Origin of the sequence: Pedococcus badiiscoriae, assembly GCF_013408925.1 — a bacterium.
Classification (GTDB): Bacteria; Actinomycetota; Actinomycetes; order Actinomycetales; family Dermatophilaceae; genus Pedococcus; species Pedococcus badiiscoriae.
The window spans coordinates 777,540-792,815 of the sequence record NZ_JACCAB010000001.1 but is presented as its reverse complement, the minus strand read 5'-3'; the positions used below and the strand labels follow the sequence as shown (position 1 = coordinate 792,815).

The window sequence follows — 15,276 nt, the reverse complement described above, 5'->3', positions numbered from 1 at the left end:
GTGGGACGGAGGGACTAGGACTTGCCGAGTGACAGGTAGTCGTAGTAACCGAACTGCTGGTTGATCCACACGTTGGTCAGGTTCTTGCCGCGCAGCAGCAGAGCCTTGGCGTAGACGCCCGGGTAGATCGTGGCGTCGTCCATGACCTGGTGGTCGATCTGGCCCCAGATGGCGTTGCGCTTCGACACGTCCAGCTCGTTCTGAGCCTGGTCGAGCAGCTTGTCCACCGCGGGGTCGCGAACGGAGATGTTCGACGAGCCACCCGTGTCACGGATGACACGCGAGTCGACGATCTGTGCCAGGAAGCCGTAACCGTCGTTCCAGTCGGCACCCCAGCCGTTGACGCACAGGCCCAGGTTGTTCTTCACGACGTACGGCGGGTTGCCGCAGTAGGTCGAGAAGTAGTCCTTCTTCGGGAAGCCCTTCAGCGTCACCGTGATGCCGACCTTGGCCAGCGACTGCTGGAACGCCTCGGCGACGGCCTTCTCCTTGGGCCGCTCGGAGCGGTAACCCATCGTGGTCGCGAAGCCGCTGGGCTTGCCACACTTGGCCAGCTCTTCCTTGGCCTTGGCCACGTCGCCCTTGTTGCCCGGCGTCGGGTAGAGGTCGAACTTCTGGTAGCCCGGGATGATCGGGGGCAGGATGGTCGTCGCGAGCTCGCCGCCGGTGAAGGCGCCGCCGTAGGCGGTCTGGTACGAGGTGCGGTCCATGGCGTACTGGACGGCGACGCGGCAGTCCTTGTTGTCGAAGGGCTTGACCGTGCTCGGGATCGAGACGTACCACAGGCGCGCGATCGTCGGGTTGTCGGCGCGGGCCTTCAGGTCCGGCGTCGTGAGCACGCGGCTCTGGGTCGCGGAGGTGACACCCGTCCCGGTCACGTGGACGTCGAGGTCACCGGCGATGATCCGGTTGTCGATGTCCTCGGCGTTCTGGTTGAACTGCATCTCGATGCGGTCCGGGAGCGCCGGGCGGTTCGGGTCGGTCGCCTTGCTCCAGTTGGGGTTGCGAACCAGGTTGTAGCCCTTGCCCTCGACGTAGGAGTTGGCCTCGAACATGTAGGGACCCGAGGAGATCGGGTGCTCCTTGTACTTCGCACCCGTGTCCTTGGCCTGCGGCACGGGGATCGTCTGCGGCGTCATGACGACGTAGTCGAACCCGGAGAAGGCGGTCTTGAGGTGGAAGGTGATGGTCTGGTCGTCCGGCGTGCTGATGGCCGAGTCCGTGTTGACACCCTTGGACTTGTAGGCGCCCTTGTACCCGGTCGGCCACGCGAGCATGTCGTTGAGGTAGGTCGGCCCGTCCGGGAAGACCTCCTTGTCGTACTGGCGCTCCACCGCGTACTTCACGTCCTTGGACGTGATCGGGGTGCCGTCCTCGAACTTGAGGCCGGAGCGCAGCTTGTAGGTCCAGGTCTTGCCCTGGTCGGGCGAGGTGCCCTTGCCCTCGGCGAGGTCACCCACGAGCTCGGAGCTGCCCTTGCCGGGGACGACCTTGAACATCGTCAGCGCCCGGCCGTACAGGCGGACGAAGTCCCACATGTACCCGTAGTAGGTGTCGCCGGGGTCGGTGCTGTCCGGCTGCGCGTCGTCGGCGTACTTCAGGGTGCCGCCCGCCTTCGTGGACGGGTTGAAGGAAGCGTTGAGCGCAGCGTTGAAGGCAGCCGTGGTGGTGCTGCCGCCTCCGCTGGTGCCGCCGGTGCCCGGGTTCTTGCTGCTTCCTGCGCAGCCACTCAGGCCGAGAGCCGCGACAGCGATCAGGCTGGCGACTCCCGTCAGTTTGGTTCTTTTCATTGAACACCCTTCTGGATACGGAGTTTGGTGCGCATTTCCTCGCACCTAGCGAGCCCGGGGATCGAGCGCGTCGCGCAACCCGTCACCGAACAGATTGAAGGCCATGACCGTCAGGAAGATGGCCACACCAGGCCACACCATGAAGTAGGGCATGGTGTAGAAGTTGACGGCCGAGCTGAGCATGCCGCCCCACGACGCGGTGGGGGGCTGCACTCCGACACCGAGGAACGACAGGGCCGCCTCGAAGAGGATGTTGGTCGGGATCAGCAGGGTCGAGTAGACCAGGATCGGCGCCATCAGGTTCGGCAGCAGCTCCGAGCGCAGGATGGTGAAGTTCCGCGCGCCCAGGCTGCGTGCGGCGTCGACGAACTCACGCTCGCGCAACGACAGGGTCTGCCCGCGCACGATACGTCCGATGTACGGCCAGTTGAAGAAGCCGATGATGAACACCAGCAAGGTGATTCGCAGCGCGTCGCCCTCGAGGCCGAAGGCCCGGTCCGGGATGACGCCGACGAGCGCGATCGCGAAGACCAGCAGGGGGAACGCCAGGAAGATGTCCATGAGCCGACTGATCACGGCATCGACCCAGCCGCCGAAGTAGCCGGCGACGACCCCCATCGCCGTCCCGATGACGACCGACAGCAGGGTGGCGAGGAACGCGATCAGCAGCGAGATCCGCGAGCCGTAGACGATGCGCGCGAAGATGTCGCGCCCGTTCACCGGCTCGACCCCCATCGGGTGCGTCCAGCTCATGCCCCCGTAGGCCGACTTCGGTCCGAGCGTGCCGCCCGCCGTGTCGATGAGGTCCTGGTGGAACTCGTTGGGGTTGCCTCCGACGAAGTGGGTGATCACCGGGGCGAGGATCGCGACCGCGATGAGGAAGATCAGGAAGAAGAACCCCCCGACGGCGACCTTGTCGCGCTTGAGCCGGGTCCACGCGATCTGGCCGAGAGAGCGCCCCTCGATCTTGCCGGCACCCTCCAGCACGCTCTCCGGTGCGGCGGTCGAGGCACCTGGTTCGAGCTCTAGGGGAGCACTCATGAGTGGTGCGCACCTCCATTGGTTGACGACCTTGGGCCTGCTGTTCGTCGGGCAGCGTAGCGTCGCTCCGCCCGTCGATGGGGCCGGACTCGCAGACCCGTTCGGTGGCCATCATCCGGCTCGTATGGGTCCGTCACAACAACCTGATGCCGAATCGTGACGCGGCGACGGAGATCCTTCAGGCGGGTATCGCCCCGCGACGAAATGATCCGGCAGCTCGCCGATCGCCGATCACAGACAAACTGGCACAGTGGGCCCCATGACGACACCACCGGAGGGGACCGCCAGGACGGCCGTCGTCGGCGCTGCCGTCCTCGACAGCCTGGTGCGTCCCACCCGGCTGCTCGCGGCGCGCCGGACCGAGCCGCCGGCGCTCGCGGGCGGCTGGGAGATGCCCGGGGGCAAGGTCGACCCCGGGGAGACGCCGGAACAGGCCCTGCACCGGGAGGTGCGCGAGGAACTCGGCGTCGAGGTGGAGCTGGGCGAGCGGCTGCCGGGCCCCCTCCCCGACGGTCGGTGGCCGCTGGGTGAGACCTTCGCCATGACCGTGTGGCTGGCTCGCGTGACCGCGGGCGAACCGGCACCGATCGAGGACCACGACCAGCTGCGCTGGCTGGAGGCCCACGACCTGTATGCCGTGCCCTGGCTCCCGGCCGACCTCCCCATCATCGACCTGGTCGCCACCTACCTGACCTGAGGGGGTCTTGGCTGGTCAGGCGGCCGTGGTCGGACGGTGCGCGAATTCCTGAGACAATGGTGCTCATGCCCATGAAGACCCGCGGTGACATCCGCAATGTCGCCATCGTTGCCCACGTCGACCACGGAAAGACCACCCTGGTCGACAAGATGCTCTGGGAGGCCGGCGCGTTCGGCGAGCACCAGCACGTCGACGAGCGTGCGATGGACTCCGGTGACCTCGAGCGCGAGAAGGGCATCACCATCCTCGCGAAGAACACCGCGATCCACTACGCCGGGAAGGCCGCCGCCGACGCGGGCCTGGCCGACGGCGCCACGATCAACATCATCGACACCCCCGGCCACGCCGACTTCGGTGGCGAGGTCGAGCGCGGCCTGTCGATGGTCGACGGTGTCGTCCTCCTCGTCGACGCCTCCGAGGGTCCGCTGCCCCAGACCCGTTTCGTGCTGCGCAAGGCCCTGGCCGCCAAGATGCCGGTCGTCCTGTGCATCAACAAGGTGGACCGCCCCGACTCGCGCATCGCCGAGGTCGTCGACGAGGTCTACGAGCTGTTCATGGATCTCGATGCCGACGAGCACCAGATCGAGTTCCCCATCGTCTACGCGTCCGCCAAGAACGGCCGCGCGTCGATGACCCGCCCCGAGAACGGTGGCCTGCCCGACAGCGACAACCTCGAGGCGCTCTTCGCGACGATCCTGTCGACGATCCCCGCCCCCACCTACGACGACGAGGCGCCGCTGCAGGCGCACGTCACCAACCTCGACGCGTCCAACTTCCTCGGACGCCTCGCCCTCCTGCGGGTCCACAACGGCACGATCAAGAAGGGCCAGCAGGTCGCGTGGTGCAAGGTCGACGGCAGCGTCGAGAAGGTCAAGATCACCGAGCTGCTGATGACCGAGGCGCTGGAGCGCAAGCCGGCCGAGTCGGCCGGTCCCGGCGACATCATCGCCATCGCCGGCATCCCCGAGATCATGATCGGCGAGACCCTGGCGGACGCCGAGAACCCCATCCCGCTGCCGGTCATCACCGTTGACGAGCCGGCCATCTCCATGACCATCGGCACCAACACCAGCCCCATGGTCGGTCGGGTGCGCGGTTCCAAGGTCACCGCCCGCATGGTCAAGGACCGCCTGGACAAGGAGCTCGTCGGCAACGTGTCGCTGCGCGTCCTGACGACCGAGCGCCCTGACGCGTGGGAGGTCCAGGGCCGTGGTGAGCTGGCGCTCGCCATCCTGGTCGAGCAGATGCGACGCGAGGGCTACGAGCTGACCGTCGGCAAGCCCCAGGTGGTCACCCGCGAGATCGACGGCAAGACGCACGAGCCGGTCGAGCGCCTCACGATCGACACCCCCGAGGAGTTCCTCGGCCCGATCACCCAGATCATGGCCGCTCGCAAGGGCCGCATGGAACAGATGACCAACCACGGCACCGGGTGGATCCGGATGGAGTTCCTCGTGCCGTCGCGCGGGCTCATCGGCTTCCGCACCGAGTTCCTCACCGAGACCCGTGGCACCGGCATCGGCCACCACGTCTTCGAGGACTACGAGCCGTGGTTCGGCCCGATCGTCACCCGCACCAGCGGCTCGCTCGTGTCCGACCGCACCGGGGTCGTCACGGCATACGCGATGGTCAACCTGCAGGAGCGTGGGACGCTGTTCGTCGAGCCCACCACCGAGGTCTACGAGGGCATGATCATCGGCGAGAACTCCCGCGCCGACGACATGGACGTCAACATCACCAAGGAGAAGAAGCTCACCAACGTGCGCGCCTCCTCCTCGGACAACTTCGAGAAGATCGTGCCGCCGCGCAAGCTGAGCCTCGAGCAGTCGCTCGAGTTCTGCCGCGAGGACGAGTGCGTCGAGGTGACCCCGGAGGCCGTCCGCATCCGCAAGGTCGAGCTCGACCAGACCGTGCGTGCCCGCAGCGCGGCTCGGGCGCGCAACGCCTGAGCGCGTGCCGGGAGCGATGCAGGAACAGCGGATCCCGACGAACGTCGCCCCCAGGGGCGACGTTCTCGGGGACCCGGTCCGCCGGGTTCGTCAGGCCCGGGTTCGTCCCGTCAGCCGGGTTCGTCGGCACGTGGGGGTCGCCGTGGGTCTTGGCGTCGCCGCGCTCGCGGTGAGTGGCTGCACCCCTGTCGGGTCCGGCCAGGACGCCAGCGCCGCGAAGGCCGGTCAGCTGACGGTCCTGTCGCTGGGTCCGGTGGCGACCTGGGACCCGCAGCGCATGTCGTCGGCGCAGGACATCGCCTTCGCCGGCCGGGTCTTCGTGCGCACGCTCACGGCGTTCCCCGCAGGCGGCGACGTGGCCCACCAGCGCGCCGTCGAGGGCGACCTCGCCACCACGGCGGGGTCGGTCGACGGCACCCTGAAGACCTGGTCGTTCACCCTCCGCAACGGGGTGTCCTGGCAGGACGGGTCGCCGGTCACCTGCGACGACGTGCGCTACGGCATCTCCCGCTCCTTCGCCGAGCCGTTCGCCTCCGAGGGGCTGAACTACCCCTTGGCGTACCTCGACATCCCGCGCAAGGCCGACGGCACCTCCACCTACGCTGGCCCTGATGCCAAGGACCCCCAGGGGCAGGCGGCGTTCGACAAGGCGGTCTCGTGCAACGGCTCGACCGTCACATTCCGGCTGAGCGTGCCGATGGCCGACTTCAACCAGGTCGTCGCCCTGCCCGTCTTCGCCCCCTTCAAGAAGGCGATGGACAAGGGCAAGGACGGCACCTTTGCCGTGTTTTCCAACGGTCCGTACCAGCTCACGTCCCCGTGGGACCCGAGCTCCGGGGGCACGTTCGAGCGAAACCCCAAGTGGGACAAGAAATCCGACCCCATCCGCCAGGGCAACCCGACGTCGGTCGACTACGTCGAGGGGACCGAGTCCCAGACCGCCGTGCAAGAGGTGATCAACGACAGCCCGGCGCACCGCCAGTCGGTGACCCTCGACTCGGCCCCACCGGCGATGCAGCAGCACATCCTCTCCGACTCCTCGCTCGCGGCTCGGTCGGTCAACCCGTCTGCACAGTTCGTGGACTACCTGGCCCCGAACGTGATCAAGGGAGTGATGCGCAACGCGAAGGTGCGACAGGCCTTCGCCCTCGCCACGAACCGCGAGGGGTACGTCACAGCACTCGGCGGGGACAGTGCCGCGAGCTCCACCTACACCCTGGTCGGCCCTGGCCTGCCCGGGCACACCGACGCGGACCCGGTCGGGTCCGGTCCATCGGGCGACGCCGCGCGGGCGCGCGCGGTGCTGCAGGCGTCGGGACTGACCCTGCCGGTGAAGGTGCGGGTGGCCTACCGGTCGACGCCGACGGCCGACAAGGCGCTGGCCGCCCTGGTCAACGGGTGGCAGGACGCGGGGTTCGCCATCGAGCTCCAGCCGATCTCCAAGGACTACTTCGCCACCGTGTCGGCGCCCGGACGCACCGACCAGACGGACGTCTTCTGGGCGAACTGGGCGCCTGCGTGGCCGTCCGCATCGACAGTGCTCCCGGCCCTGTTCGACAGCCGGATCAACGTGACCAAGAACGGCAACGGTCGCGACTTCGGCGGCTTCACCGACGAGGCGGTCAACCAGGAGATCACCCGCATCGGTGGCCTGCGCGACCTCACCGGTCAGGCGCAGGCGTGGGCTGCCCTGGATGCGTCCCTGGCCAAGCGTGGCGTCTTCATCGCGCTGGCGCAGCGCAAGGCTCTCTACGTCGCCGGCACCGCGGTGACGGGCCTGGGTGCCAACGAGGCGCTGGGCGGGTTCGTCGACCTCGCCGCGGTGGGTGTGAAATAGCGCCGTGACCCCCGACGTCGAGCGCCTGTTGTTCGTCCATGCCCACCCGGACGACGAGACGCTGACGACGGGCCTCACGATGGCCCACTACCTCCGGGCCGGACACCCCGTCCACGTGCTGACCTGCACGCTGGGCGAGGAGGGGGAGGTGATCCCACCCGGGCTGCTCCACCTCGACGCGGCGCACGACGACACGCTCGGCCTCCATCGGCGGGCGGAGCTGCGGGCCGCCATGGAGACGCTCGGCGCCACCCACGAGGTGCTGGGGGAGGACGCCGAGACAGGGACACCGTCCCGGTACCGCGACTCCGGCATGGCCGGCACCACCAGCGCCGCCAACCCCGCCGCCTTCGTGAACGCCGACCTCGACGAGGCTGCCGAGCTGGTGGCCCGCGTCGTGCGCCGGATCCGTCCGGCTGTCGTGGTCACCTATGACGAGCAGGGCGGCTACGGCCACCCCGACCACATCCAGACCCATCGGGTCACGTGTGCGGCGCTGCGCGGGCTCCCCGAGGACGAGCGACCCCCCCTGTATGCCGTGCTGACGCCCTCCTCCTGGGCGCGTGAGGACCGCGAGTGGCTGGCCGACCACCCACCGGTCGGGACCGGCTGGTCCCTGCCGGATGTGGACGGGGAGTACCCGCCATCCGTCGTGGCCGACCGGCTGGTGACGCACGCGGTCGTCGACCCCGCGTTGGTCCCGGCGCAGGCGGATGCCCTGCGCAAGCACGCCACCCAGGTCAGCGTCGCGGACTCCGGTGACACCTATGCCTTGTCCAACGACATCGCCGCACGACTGCCGGGGCGTGAGGGCTTCGCCCTGCTCGACCCGGTGACCGGACGGCTCGCGACCGCAGCCGAGGACGAGCTGGGGGGCGGACCAGCCGCGGCTCCGCGGCATAGCGGGTTGCTGGGTGGGCGGCGATGAGCCCGCTGGATGCGCAGGGCCCCGGGGACCCGGCGCCGCCGCTGGAGGGTGGGGCCGTCGACCCGGACCAGTTCCGGCTCGCCATGGGACGGTTCGCCACCGGGGTCACGGTGCTCACGACGTTCAGCGGCGGGCACGACCACGCCATGACAGCCAACGCCATCACGTCGGTGTCGATGGACCCCATGCTCATCCTCGCCTGCGTCGAGGTCGACGCGCGGTTCCACGAGGCAGTCCTCGAGTCGCAGGTCTGGGGCGTCAGTGTGCTGGCTGCCGCCCAGCGACCCGTGGCCGACTGGCTGGCCACGCGAGGGCGACCGCTGCACGGCCAGCTCGACCGGATCGCCCACCGTCGCGGCCCGGCGACCGGTGTCGCCCTGCTCGAGGACGCCCTCGCCACGATCGAGGTGCGGACCACCGCCGTGCACCCCGCAGGTGACCACAGCGTCGTGCTCGGCGAAGTAGTCTCCCTCTCGAGCAACGAGCACCCGGCCGATGCGCTGGTCTACTACCGCAGCCGCTACCAAGCGCTGAAGTGAGGGGAGTCCGCCCGTGAGGGACAGCGGTTCATCGGCGCTGCGTCTCGTGGTCGCCGTGGCGGTCCTGCTGGGCGCCTACCTCGGCTTGGCGTGGTTCCTCGGGCGGCACGTCCCGGCCAACTCCACCGTCGAGGGCGTGCCGGTCGGCGGGATGTCCCCGCAGTCGGCCGAGAGCACCCTGCGCCGGGCGCTGGCCGCCAGGGAGACCGCCACGCTGACCCTCAGGGCCGGGGACAAGACCTTCGAGATCGACCCCCGGTCCGCAGGGCTGGCGATCGACTACGCCGGCACGGTGCACGGGCTGTCCGGTTTCAGCGCGCGTCCGGCGGACCTCTGGGACAAGCTCACCGGTGGCGCGGACGAGAAGCTCGTGACCGTGGTGGACCGGGCTCGGCTCGAGGCGGCATTGACGAGGGCCCGGGCCACGCTGGACGCACCGAAGGTCGAGGGCGCGGTCACGTTCCCCGGCGGGAAGGTGTCCGTGGTCCGGCCCAGGACCGGGACGACGCTGTCGGTTGCCGAGACCGCGGACGAGGTGGTCGCTCGGTGGCCCTCGACCTCGGACATCGCGCCTCGCCTGCACCAGGACGCCCCGGCGGTGTCCGCCGACGAGCTCGACCGGGCGGTGGCCGAGTTCGCCACTCCCGCCATGTCGGGCCCGGTGACGGTCAAGGTGGGCGCCAAGTCGTTCGCCCTCCAGCCCGCCGACTACGCGCCCGGCATCTCGATGCGGGCCGACTCCACGGGCAAGCTCGGACCCGTGGTCGACAACGCGAAACTCGTTGCGGCAGTGCGGAAGGCGGCCGCTGTCGCGGGCCTGGAAGCCACTCCGCGGGATGCGAGGATCACCTTCCAGGGTGCCAAGATCGTCGTGGTGCCAGCCGCCGTCGGGGTCACGCTCGACGACAAGTCCGTGGTCGCGGCCTTCGTGCCGGCCATGACCGACCCCGCTCGCACTGCCACGGTCACCACGACCGTGGTGCAGCCCAAGCTGACGACGGCGGCAGCCGAGAAGATCAAGCCGCGGGAGGTGATCTCGACCTTCACGACGAACTTCCCGCACAACCCGCCGCGCACCACCAACATCACCATCGCGGCGCGCACCCTGAACGGCACGTATGTCGGTCCGGGCGAGCAGTTCAGCCTCAACGGCACCCTGGGGGAGCGCACCCCGGCCAAGGGGTATGCGTCGGCGCCGGTCATCGAGGACGGCCGGCTCACGAAGGGGTATGGCGGCGGGGTCTCGCAGGTCTCCACCACGACCTTCAACGCAGCCTTCTTCGCAGGCGTGCGGATCGACCACTACCTGCCGCACAGCTTCTACATCTCCCGCTACCCCGAGGGCCGCGAGGCAACGGTGTCCTGGCCCGACGTGGACCAGAAGTGGACCAACGACACCGGCTTCGGGATCCTCATCCAGGCCTCCGTGTCCGCGAACTCGATCACCGTGACCTTCCACGGCACGAAGGTCTGGGACATCGAGTCCGTCAAGGGCCCGAGGCGCAACGTCGTCCAGCCCAAGACGATCGTCGACAACCGGCCGGGCTGCGTCCCCCAGTCGCCGAGCGTGGGCTTCGACGTGACGGTCGCCCGGGTCTTCAAGAAGGCCGGCACGACGGTCCGGACGTCGACCTTCTCGACGCACTACATCCCCGAGGACCAGGTGACCTGCACGCATCCGAGCGCGGGCTGAGTCCACCGACATTGTCCGCGGCCGCGCTGCGCGCGAGGCCGAGCACGCGGCATACGGTGGGCGCATGTATCTGGAGAACCTCGTCTTCGACGCTGCGGACCCGGGACGGCTCGGCCGGTTCTGGGAGGCGGCGCTGGGCGGCGAACGGCTGACCGACGAGGCGGCCGGCTTCGAGACGCGCCTGGCCATCGAGGGCGGACCCGTGCTCGACCTGTGCTTCCAACCCGTGGCGCAGCCGTCGTCCGAGCCGCCCAGGCTCCACCTCGACCTCGCGGGTGGGTCTGGTCAGTCCGCCGTGGTCGAACGCCTGCTCGGCCTGGGTGCCCGACCCCTCGACATCGGTCAGGGCGACGTGCAGTGGGTCGTGCTCGCCGACCCGGAGGGCAACCCCTGCTGCGTCATGGAGGACCGGGAGGCCTATGCCGACACCGGACCGATCGCGGCCCTTCCGCTCGAGTGTGCCGATCCGGACTCGGCTGCGGAGTTCTGGTCGTGGCTGACCGGATGGACGGAGGTGGCCGGCGTCGCGCCGCGGTCGCTGCGCCACCCCTCGCTGCGGGGACCTCTCCTCGAGCTCTGCCAGGAGCGGACCACCAAGGCGGCGGCCAAGAACGGGCTGCACCTCGACGTGCGCCTGGAGTCGCAGGACGATCCTGACGCCGTGGCAGCGGAGATCCTCGAGCGCGGTGGGCGGGAGCTGGTGGCCGAGTGGGGCGACCTGCCTTGGCGCTCCTTCCACGACCCGTCGGGCAACGAGTTCTGCGTGCTGCCCGCCCGGTCCTGAGGCAGCGGCCGCAGCTAAGGCAGCGGCGCGGTGAGGTAGACGTAGGAGGAGTGCACGTCGAAGCCGAGCCGTCGGTACAGGCGCAGGGCTGCGTCGTTGTCGTGCTCCACCTGGAGGTGCAGGAGGGCGATGTCCTCCTGACGCAGCCGAGCGGCCAGGCCGGCCGTCAGGTGGGCGGCCAGGCCGCGCCCGCGGTATGCCGGGTCGGTCCAGACCGCGCCGAGGCCCGCCCATCCCGCGCCGATCCCGAGTCGTGCCAGCGCGATCGGGGCGGTGCCGGCCGCGTCGGCAGCCCGCAGGCCCAGCTGCTGCGACAGTCCGCCGCCGGGCGTGATGCTGCCGAACAGGACCCGAGGGCTGTCGAGCAGCACCGCCTCCGTGGCGCCGGGAACGGTGGCGCGTGTGCCGCGATGGGCCTCGAGCCACTCGGGGCCCAGCTCGCGGCTGACGGTCAGTGCCGGACCCCCGGGGTCGGCGGCGGCGACGGTCTCGCGCGCGGCGGTGAGGGCGAGGGTGCGGCTGCCGGCGGTGTAGCCGCGGGTCAGTAGTACCGCGCCGAGCGGGTCGCCCGCGGGGTCGAAGCCCTGGGGCCCGGCGAGGGCGAACTTCGCGGGGAGCCCGCGGGCGGCATACCAGGTCTCGACCTCGGTGACGGCGTTGAGCAGCGGCCTGGCGGGGCTGCCGACGGGCACCACGGAGTTGCCGCGCTGGGTGTAGCCCGCGGAGGCACGCAACGCCCAGTCGCCGAGGGTGGCCCGCTCGACGGCACCCCACGACGGGATCATCACGCGCTGGAGGTCCTCGACCGACAGGGCGAGGTGGGCGGCCCCCCGTCGCGACGGCTTCGGTGGGAGCTCCTTGGCCGCCGTGATCCGGTCCCTGGCAATCGTCACCTCGCCCCGCGACGTCTCGACCGACACCGTTGCGGCGTCGCGGCGCACGAGGGTCCCGACGGCATCGGTGAGGGTCGCGCCGGTAGCTGGGTCAGGGACCTCCAGCCGCCACCTGACCACGACTCGGGACCCGAGGGGGAGGTTGCTGACGTCGGTCGACATGCGCCGCATAGTATGTGCGGCATGACGTACGTGATCGCCCAGCCTTGTGTGGACCTCAAGGACAAGGCCTGCATCGAGGAATGTCCGGTCGACTGCATCTACGAAGGTGAGCGGTCGCTCTACATCCACCCGGACGAGTGCGTCGACTGCGGTGCGTGCGAGCCGGTCTGCCCCGTCGAGGCGATCTACTACGAGGACGACACCCCGGAGCAGTGGGCCGACTACTACAAGGCCAACGTCGAGTTCTTCGACGACCTCGGCAGCCCCGGCGGTGCGGCCAAGCTCGGCCTGATCCCCAAGGACCACCCGCTGATCGCCGACCTCCCGCCCCAGACGCACGACGAGTGATCGCGGGACAGGTGCCGGCGTGAGCGTGCGCGCCCTGCCTGACTTCCCCTGGGACTCGCTGGCTCCCGCCAAGGAGCGGGCGATCTCCGTCGCCGCTGGCCTGCCCGGTGGTGGCCTCGTCGACCTGTCCGTCGGCACTCCGGTGGACCCGACGCCCTCGGTGGTGCAGGACGCTCTGCGTGGGGCCGCGGACGCCCCCGGCTACCCGCAGACCTACGGCACCCCCGACCTGCGCGAGGCGGTCTCGGCGTGGTTCGCCAGGCGCCGCGGCGTGCCCGGCGTCGACCCCGACGGTGTGCTTCCGACCATCGGGTCCAAGGAGCTGGTGGCGTTGCTGCCGACCCTGCTCGGTCTCGGTGCCGGTGACATCGTGGGCTTCCCGGGCGTGGCGTACCCCACCTACGACGTGGGTGCCCGGCTCGCGGGGGCGCGACCGCAGGTGGTCGACGGCCTGGCCGCGCTCGGTCCGCTGACCGGTGCCACGACGCCGAAGCTGCTGTGGCTCAACAGCCCGAGCAACCCGACCGGGCGCGTCCTGGGGATCGACCACCTGGCGAAGGTGGTCGCGTGGGCGCGACAGCACGGCGTGGTGGTCGCCAGCGACGAGTGCTACGCCGAGCTCGACTGGCGACCCGACCCCGACCGCGACCCCGGTGCGCCCACGACGCCGAGCATCCTCGACCCGCGGGTCTGCGGTGACAGCCACGAGGGACTGCTCGCCGTCTACTCGCTGAGCAAGCAGTCCAACCTCGCGGGCTACCGTGCCGCCTTCGTGGCCGGGGACGTGGCCCTCGTCCGGCAGCTGCTCGAAGTCCGCAAGCACGCGGGGATGATCGTGCCGTGGGCCGTGCAGCGCGCCCTGACCGTCGCCCTCGGCGACGACACCCACGTCGCCGAGCAGAAGGCCCGGTATGCCGCGCGGCGCACCACCCTGCGCGCGGCCGTGGAGGCTTTCGGACTGCGTGTCGACCACTCCGACGCCGGCCTCTACCTGTGGGCGACTCGGGGCGAGGACGCCTGGGCGACCGTCGACGCACTGGCCGCACGCGGCATACTCGTCGCCCCTGGCAGCTTCTATGGCGAGGCCGGTCGCGAACACGTCCGGATCGCCCTCACGGCCACTGACGAGCGCATCGCCGCGGCGGCCGAGCGTCTCGCCAGGTAGTCGGGGCGATTCCCGGCCCACCCGTGGATTGGGGTAGCGTCGCTGTGCGCGAGAAGCGCCCGGCACGCACCCAGATCCGGGCGCCCCGCATGACGTGGAGGATGAATTTCGGATGACTGACGCAACCGCTGGCGCCACCCTGACGGCCGGGGGCAAGACCCTCGAGCTCCCCCTCGTCAAGGCAAGCGAGGGCAACGACGGGTACGACGTCTCCAAGCTGATGAAGGTGACCGGCAACGTCACGCTCGACTCGGGGTTCGTCAACACCGCGTCCTGCAGCAGCGCCATCACCTACATCGACGGCGACCAGGGCATCCTGCGGTACCGCGGCTACCCGATCGAGCAGCTCGCCGAGAAGTCGAGCTTCCTCGAGGTGTCGTACCTGCTGATCTACGGCGAGCTGCCCAGCCAAGCCGAGCTCGACGACTTCGACCAGAAGGTCCGGCGGCACACCCTGCTGCACGAGGACCTCAAGGCGTTCTTCGGTGGCTTCCCGCGCGACGCCCACCCGATGCCGGTGCTGTCCTCCGCCGTGTCCGCGCTCTCGACCTTCTACCAGGACAGCCTCGACCCGTTCGACAAGGAGCAGGTGGAGATCTCCACGGTCCGCCTGCTGGCCAAGCTGCCGACGATCGCGGCGTACGCCTACAAGAAGTCGGTCGGCCAGCCGTTCCTCTACCCCGACAACTCGCTGTCCCTGCCGGAGAACTTCCTGCGGATGACGTTCGGGTTCCCGGCCGAGCCCTACGACCTCGACGAGGACATGGTCAAGGCCCTCGACCTCCTGCTGATCCTGCACGCCGACCACGAGCAGAACTGCTCCACGTCCACGGTGCGTCTCGTGGGTTCCTCCAACGCCAACCTCTTCGCCTCGGTCTCGGCCGGCATCAACGCCCTGTTCGGGCCGCTGCACGGTGGGGCCAACCAGGCCGTCCTGGAGATGCTCAACACCATCCACCAGGACGGTGGCGACGTGGACACGTTCGTGAAGAAGGTCAAGAAGAAGGAGGACGGGGTCAAGCTGATGGGCTTCGGCCACCGGGTCTACAAGAACTACGACCCGCGCGCCGCCATCATCAAGAAGACCGCCGACAAGATCCTCACCAAGGACGGCGTCTCCGACCCGCTGCTCGACATCGCCCTGCAGCTCGAGCAGCGAGCGCTGGAGGACGACTACTTCGTGGAGCGCAAGCTCTACCCGAACGTCGACTTCTACACGGGCCTGATCTACAAGTCGATGGGCTTCCCCGAGCGGATGTTCACGGTGCTGTTCGCGCTCGGCCGGCTGCCGGGCTGGATCGCCCAGTGGCGCGAGATGATCGAGGACCCGCAGACCAAGATCGGCCGTCCGCGCCAGATCTACACCGGTGCGACCGAGCGCGACTACGTCGCCATGGACGGGCGCTGACCCGCCCCCTGATCGCTCAGTGAGCGCCAACCCACCCTCGGG

At 69.6% G+C, this 15,276-nt stretch carries 13 protein-coding genes; 10 read left to right on the top strand and 3 right to left on the bottom strand.

From position 1 onward, the window contains the following. Positions 1–14 precede the first annotated feature (14 nt). Both BJ986_RS03725 and BJ986_RS03720 read right to left on the bottom strand, forming a co-directional pair. On the bottom strand, positions 15–1,790 hold the full coding sequence (locus BJ986_RS03725; RefSeq protein WP_179420783.1) for an ABC transporter substrate-binding protein: 1,776 nt from the start codon (positions 1,788–1,790) through the stop codon (positions 15–17). Positions 1,791–1,835: 45 nt separating this feature from the next. Beyond that, complete coding sequence (locus BJ986_RS03720) at positions 1,836–2,831, bottom strand: ABC transporter permease (RefSeq protein WP_179420782.1); 996 nt, start codon at positions 2,829–2,831, stop codon at positions 1,836–1,838. 259 nt (positions 2,832–3,090) lie between these two features. Between BJ986_RS03720 and BJ986_RS03715 the strand changes: the two genes are divergently transcribed. The 7 genes from BJ986_RS03715 to BJ986_RS03685 all read left to right on the top strand — a co-directional run bounded on the left by BJ986_RS03715 (position 3,091) and on the right by BJ986_RS03685 (position 11,258). Then, positions 3,091–3,528 carry a (deoxy)nucleoside triphosphate pyrophosphohydrolase gene (locus tag BJ986_RS03715; RefSeq protein ID WP_179420781.1) on the top strand — a complete coding sequence of 146 codons (438 nt, stop codon included), beginning with the start codon at positions 3,091–3,093 and terminating at the stop codon, positions 3,526–3,528. Positions 3,529–3,593: 65 nt separating this feature from the next. Then, positions 3,594–5,477, top strand: a complete 1,884-nt coding sequence (gene typA / locus BJ986_RS03710; RefSeq protein ID WP_179420780.1) for a translational GTPase TypA — start codon at positions 3,594–3,596, stop codon at positions 5,475–5,477. Positions 5,478–5,619: 142 nt separating this feature from the next. Further along, a complete protein-coding gene (locus BJ986_RS03705; protein WP_179420779.1) occupies positions 5,620–7,314 on the top strand; it encodes an ABC transporter substrate-binding protein in 1,695 nt (564 codons plus the stop codon). Positions 7,315–7,318: 4 nt separating this feature from the next. After that, positions 7,319–8,242, top strand: coding sequence for an N-acetyl-1-D-myo-inositol-2-amino-2-deoxy-alpha-D-glucopyranoside deacetylase (gene mshB, locus BJ986_RS03700; RefSeq protein WP_179420778.1), 924 nt, complete (start codon positions 7,319–7,321; stop codon positions 8,240–8,242). Continuing rightward, a complete protein-coding gene (locus BJ986_RS03695) occupies positions 8,239–8,781 on the top strand; it encodes a flavin reductase family protein (protein WP_238338047.1) in 543 nt (180 codons plus the stop codon). The genes mshB and BJ986_RS03695 overlap by 4 nt, the downstream gene beginning before the upstream one ends. Positions 8,782–8,794: 13 nt before the next feature. Beyond that, complete coding sequence (locus tag BJ986_RS16220; protein WP_179420777.1) at positions 8,795–10,474, top strand: VanW family protein; 1,680 nt, start codon at positions 8,795–8,797, stop codon at positions 10,472–10,474. A gap of 64 nt (positions 10,475–10,538) precedes the next feature. Then, positions 10,539–11,258 carry a VOC family protein gene (locus BJ986_RS03685; RefSeq protein WP_179420776.1) on the top strand — a complete coding sequence of 240 codons (720 nt, stop codon included), beginning with the start codon at positions 10,539–10,541 and terminating at the stop codon, positions 11,256–11,258. Positions 11,259–11,272: 14 nt separating this feature from the next. On the opposite strand, the gene BJ986_RS03680 is transcribed toward BJ986_RS03685, so the two are convergent. Next, complete coding sequence (locus BJ986_RS03680) at positions 11,273–12,313, bottom strand: GNAT family N-acetyltransferase (RefSeq protein ID WP_179420775.1); 1,041 nt, start codon at positions 12,311–12,313, stop codon at positions 11,273–11,275. Between the two features lie 21 nt (positions 12,314–12,334). Between BJ986_RS03680 and fdxA the strand changes: the two genes are divergently transcribed. From fdxA to BJ986_RS03665, 3 genes are all read left to right on the top strand, one after another. After that, complete coding sequence (fdxA, locus tag BJ986_RS03675) at positions 12,335–12,661, top strand: ferredoxin (RefSeq protein ID WP_179420774.1); 327 nt, start codon at positions 12,335–12,337, stop codon at positions 12,659–12,661. Between the two features lie 19 nt (positions 12,662–12,680). After that, positions 12,681–13,826, top strand: a complete 1,146-nt coding sequence (dapC, locus tag BJ986_RS03670) for a succinyldiaminopimelate transaminase (protein WP_337794774.1) — start codon at positions 12,681–12,683, stop codon at positions 13,824–13,826. A gap of 112 nt (positions 13,827–13,938) precedes the next feature. Then, the gene (locus tag BJ986_RS03665; RefSeq protein ID WP_179420773.1) at positions 13,939–15,234 is read left to right on the top strand and encodes a citrate synthase; all 1,296 of its coding nucleotides are present in this window, start codon (positions 13,939–13,941) and stop codon (positions 15,232–15,234) included. The last annotated feature ends 42 nt before the right edge of the window (positions 15,235–15,276 follow it).